Origin of the sequence: Nostoc favosum CHAB5714, from assembly GCF_020829495.1 — a bacterium.
Classification (GTDB): Bacteria; Cyanobacteriota; Cyanobacteriia; order Cyanobacteriales; family Nostocaceae; genus Nostoc; species Nostoc favosum.
On sequence record NZ_JAIVFQ010000223.1, the window covers coordinates 1 to 3,304 of the forward strand.

The following is a 3,304-nucleotide window of genomic DNA, read 5'->3' on the forward strand; positions in this document are numbered from 1 at the left end:
AGTTTGGAGTTTGGAGTTTGGAGTTAGGAGTTAGGAGTTTGGAGTTTGGAGTTTGGAGTTTGGAGTTTGGAGTTTGGAGTTTGGAGTTTGGAGTTTGGAGTTTGGAGTTTGGAGTTTGGAGTTTGGAGTTAGGAGTTAGGAGTTAGGAGTTTGGAGTTTGGAGTTTGGAGTTTGGAGTTTGGAGTTTGGAGTTAGGAGTTTGGAGTTTGGAGTTTGGAGTTAGGAGTTTGGAGTTTGGAGTTTGGAGTTTGGAGTTTGGAGTTTGGAGTTTGGAGTTTGGAGTTAGGAGTTAGGAGTTAGGAGTTTGGAGTTTGGAGTTTGGAGTTTGGAGTTAGGAGTTTGGAGTTTGGAGTTTGGAGTTTGGAGTTTGGAGTTAGTAAATTTTAGATTTTAGATTTTTCCTTTAATCCAAAATCCAAAATTCAAAATCTAAAATAGTTAAGTCTTGAATTCATAACTCTCAACTCCTCACTCTTAACTCCTAACTCTTAACTACTCCCTCCCTCCTCTCATGCTTCGCAGTACGACAACTAAGATGCCGATAAATCCGAGGATTGGAAGTGCGATCGCCCAAATTGGTAATTGCTGAGATTCACCCTCTACTGAATCACCATTGACATTTCGCAGGTTTTGTGTATTTTGTGTAGAACCACCTGCCACAGTAACTTCAAATTTGAACTCAAAGGGTTTGAATCTTGCTCCAGAAACTGGTTTCCCATTTAGTTGCAACTGATAAATACCTGGCTTGGGAAAGACAACTTCCGCACCTGGAATGCCTTGATAACGCTCAGCTGCCACAGGTTCTAACTGTGGTTCTAGGAGTGGTGGCTCTCCGGCTGCATAGGGTTGGGCATAAACAGCCAACTGACAATTACACTGTGACAGAGGAATCACCCTTCCACCTCTGCGGGTAAGTGCAAACCAGGCTTGGCTTGGTTCTCCAGCACGAGGATTATCGTTTGGTTCAATGTGGAGGGTGCCGCCGACATCTCCAGATATCTCCACTTTATGAGCAAAAGCAGGGTAAAGATTAGTTATTGGTATAACTAAGCAACTCAGGAATAATAAATACTTGATTGTTCCTTGATTCCAGGAAATGCCTTTGAGCGGGTAAAGCCTTTGTTTTTGACTCGTTGGGATGGAGCCAGAAAATAAGGATGATTTACCGCGATTTGGTTGGGGGGACATAAAACTTTTCTACGGCTAACTTTGACCAAAAAAAGCGCGATCGCACCATCAATACACCGAGGGTAATAATTACCATCAGTACTGCCGCTAATTTATTTCCCCAAGTTGATTGCAAGGAACCCAGGTAATGGGAACCAATCAACACAGCATGAATGGCACTCAAGAGCAAGGCTGGCACACCCAATAGATGAATCTGTCGCCAACGCTTGCCCAAAGATTTCTGCAACGATTCCCAACTCGTTAAAGCGGCGGGGGACATTAATAACAATGCTACAGCACCCGCAGCCATACCCCACTGAAATTCTGGCGGCAGGAAAGAAAAGGCGGCAAAATTCCATTGCAATGAGTGTTCTATCATGTGGGCGGTGTGAACCACAGAAAGCACAAAAGATCCCACTCCCAAGCCCCGGCGGTAACGCAGTGGTGATGCCCACAAGCCACTAATAGGACGCGCAATTAAAGCCAAAATTAAGCAGATTAAGGCGGCGTGTCCGGTGTAATCTACCATTGTGTCACCAGTCCGCAGCAAGGTAATCACGCCAATGGTGAGTGTTACCCAACCACCTAATCGAAATAATTGACTGCGCCTGTCTTTACTTACCAATGATGTGGAAACGCCCACACCTAGCATGGTGGGCAGAGTTCCCAAGCCAAAAGCGAGCATAGTTGCCCCACCCATCCATAAATTGCCAGTTTCAGCAGCTTTAATTTGGGCAGCATACAGGAAACCACAGGGCATTAAACCCCAAGTCATTCCCAAAAGCAATGGCGTCCACCATTTGGTTTTTAAGGAAAGCTTAACCATTCTTGTGCTGAGGCGATCGTGTAAACTACCTTGTAATAAGGGGTGTAACACGGGAATGCGCGGCAGGAAATCGGGTTTTACTTGTCCTAAGCCAAACCAAATCAGCATTACACCAGTTAGAATTGCCATCCAGCGGCGGAAGTCGCTGCCAACACCCGCTAGCTGTCCACCTTGCAGTAATACTGAACCTAGCGCCCCAATACCAGCACCGACTAGAGCATAGCTCAACATCCGCCCCAGGTTTAGCAGGATATGAAATTTTAATTGCTGTTGCCAAGTGTCGGACTTTTCTAAGGTTAATGTCCGTCCTAATGAAGCTGTGTGTGTAACTTTCGGCTGATGAGACAGGGAAAACGCCACTGTTAGCGGGCCACACATCCCAAAGCAGTGCCCAAAACTCCCCAGGAACCCCACGATCGCAATCAGCAACAAATCTACCATAAAAAAAGCCCTGAGTTCTGAGTCATGAGTGCTGAGTGTCAAAATAAAGATTTTGAAGAAGTAATATCTTCTCTACTTAGTACTCAGCACTCCTCTAGTGCGGAACTGTAAGTGAAGTTGCGATCGCTGTCAAAAGACAAGTTGTCAAACTTGATGGTTACTTTAGAAAAGGCAAAAGTTAAGAAAGCCTGCATATTTTTTATGAGCATCTGTAAAACTCCTTGCACACACAGGTTTTTGAGAGCCAATACCGTTAACCCTTCTAGTCCGGTTGCGGCTGTCGTACCTGTGTCAGCCTTGCGCTTATCTACCTCTACCGTTTCTTTGTAAAGCTGCATATATTTACCCCCCGGCTACGCCGTCCCCCCTTATTAAGGCTACGGTGTACACACAAGTCTGAAGTTGTTCTTTGAATCTGGGTTTTACTCCACCCTAACCACTGCTTGAATTCAATGAACGATACCTCCAATTCAATAAACGACTACCCGAAATCAATAAATGACCACCCGAATTCAATAAACGACCACCCGAATTCAATAAATGACCACCCGAATTCAATAAACGACCACCCGAATTCAATAAACGACCACCCGAATTCAATAAACGACCACCCGAATTTAATAAACGACCACCCGAATTCAATAAATGACCACCCGAAATCAATATATTTATTGCATAAATTCTCAAAACCTCACCCCAAACCTGATTTACTAAGGTTTTAGCTTTAGTTTTACCCCACCCTAACCCAATACCGTTCGGATAAGCAGGGGAGGCTCTTGAGGCTCTTGAGGCTCTTGAGGAAAGAAGGTTATTGTTCAGCAATTCTTCTCTCAAGAACAGCTTCTCTTCTCCCCCTGCTCAAGAACAGCC

The 3,304-nt window shown here is 44.8% G+C and carries 5 protein-coding genes; 1 reads left to right on the plus strand and 4 read right to left on the minus strand.

The features are described from left to right. Positions 1 to 164 precede the first annotated feature (164 nt). Complete coding sequence (locus LC586_RS41030; protein WP_267921809.1) at positions 165 to 293, plus strand: hypothetical protein; 129 nt, start codon at positions 165 to 167, stop codon at positions 291 to 293. Between the two features lie 199 nt (positions 294 to 492). Here LC586_RS41030 and LC586_RS40055 read toward each other — a convergent pair whose 3' ends face one another. The 4 genes from LC586_RS40055 to LC586_RS40070 all read right to left on the minus strand — a co-directional run bounded on the left by LC586_RS40055 (position 493) and on the right by LC586_RS40070 (position 3,268). Then, positions 493 to 1,188, minus strand: coding sequence for a hypothetical protein (locus LC586_RS40055; RefSeq protein WP_229491314.1), 696 nt, complete (start codon positions 1,186 to 1,188; stop codon positions 493 to 495). Then, the gene (locus LC586_RS40060; protein WP_229491315.1) at positions 1,163 to 2,434 is read right to left on the minus strand and encodes an urease accessory protein UreH domain-containing protein; all 1,272 of its coding nucleotides are present in this window, start codon (positions 2,432 to 2,434) and stop codon (positions 1,163 to 1,165) included. The genes LC586_RS40055 and LC586_RS40060 overlap by 26 nt, the downstream gene beginning before the upstream one ends. A gap of 83 nt (positions 2,435 to 2,517) precedes the next feature. Then, positions 2,518 to 2,772, minus strand: a complete 255-nt coding sequence (locus tag LC586_RS40065) for a hypothetical protein (RefSeq protein WP_229491316.1) — start codon at positions 2,770 to 2,772, stop codon at positions 2,518 to 2,520. Positions 2,773 to 2,866: 94 nt separating this feature from the next. Further along, the gene (locus tag LC586_RS40070) at positions 2,867 to 3,268 is read right to left on the minus strand and encodes a hypothetical protein (protein WP_229491317.1); all 402 of its coding nucleotides are present in this window, start codon (positions 3,266 to 3,268) and stop codon (positions 2,867 to 2,869) included. Positions 3,269 to 3,304 lie beyond the last annotated feature (36 nt).

What these genes read in the sequence shown, in the direction of transcription:
- LC586_RS40055 (WP_229491314.1), bottom strand. Translation starts at nt 1,188, where the DNA reads ATGTCCCCCCAACCAAATCGCGGTAAATCATCCTTATTTTCTGGCTCC.
- LC586_RS40060 (WP_229491315.1), bottom strand. Translation starts at nt 2,434, where the DNA reads ATGGTAGATTTGTTGCTGATTGCGATCGTGGGGTTCCTGGGGAGTTTT.
- LC586_RS40065 (WP_229491316.1), bottom strand. Translation starts at nt 2,772, where the DNA reads ATGCAGCTTTACAAAGAAACGGTAGAGGTAGATAAGCGCAAGGCTGAC.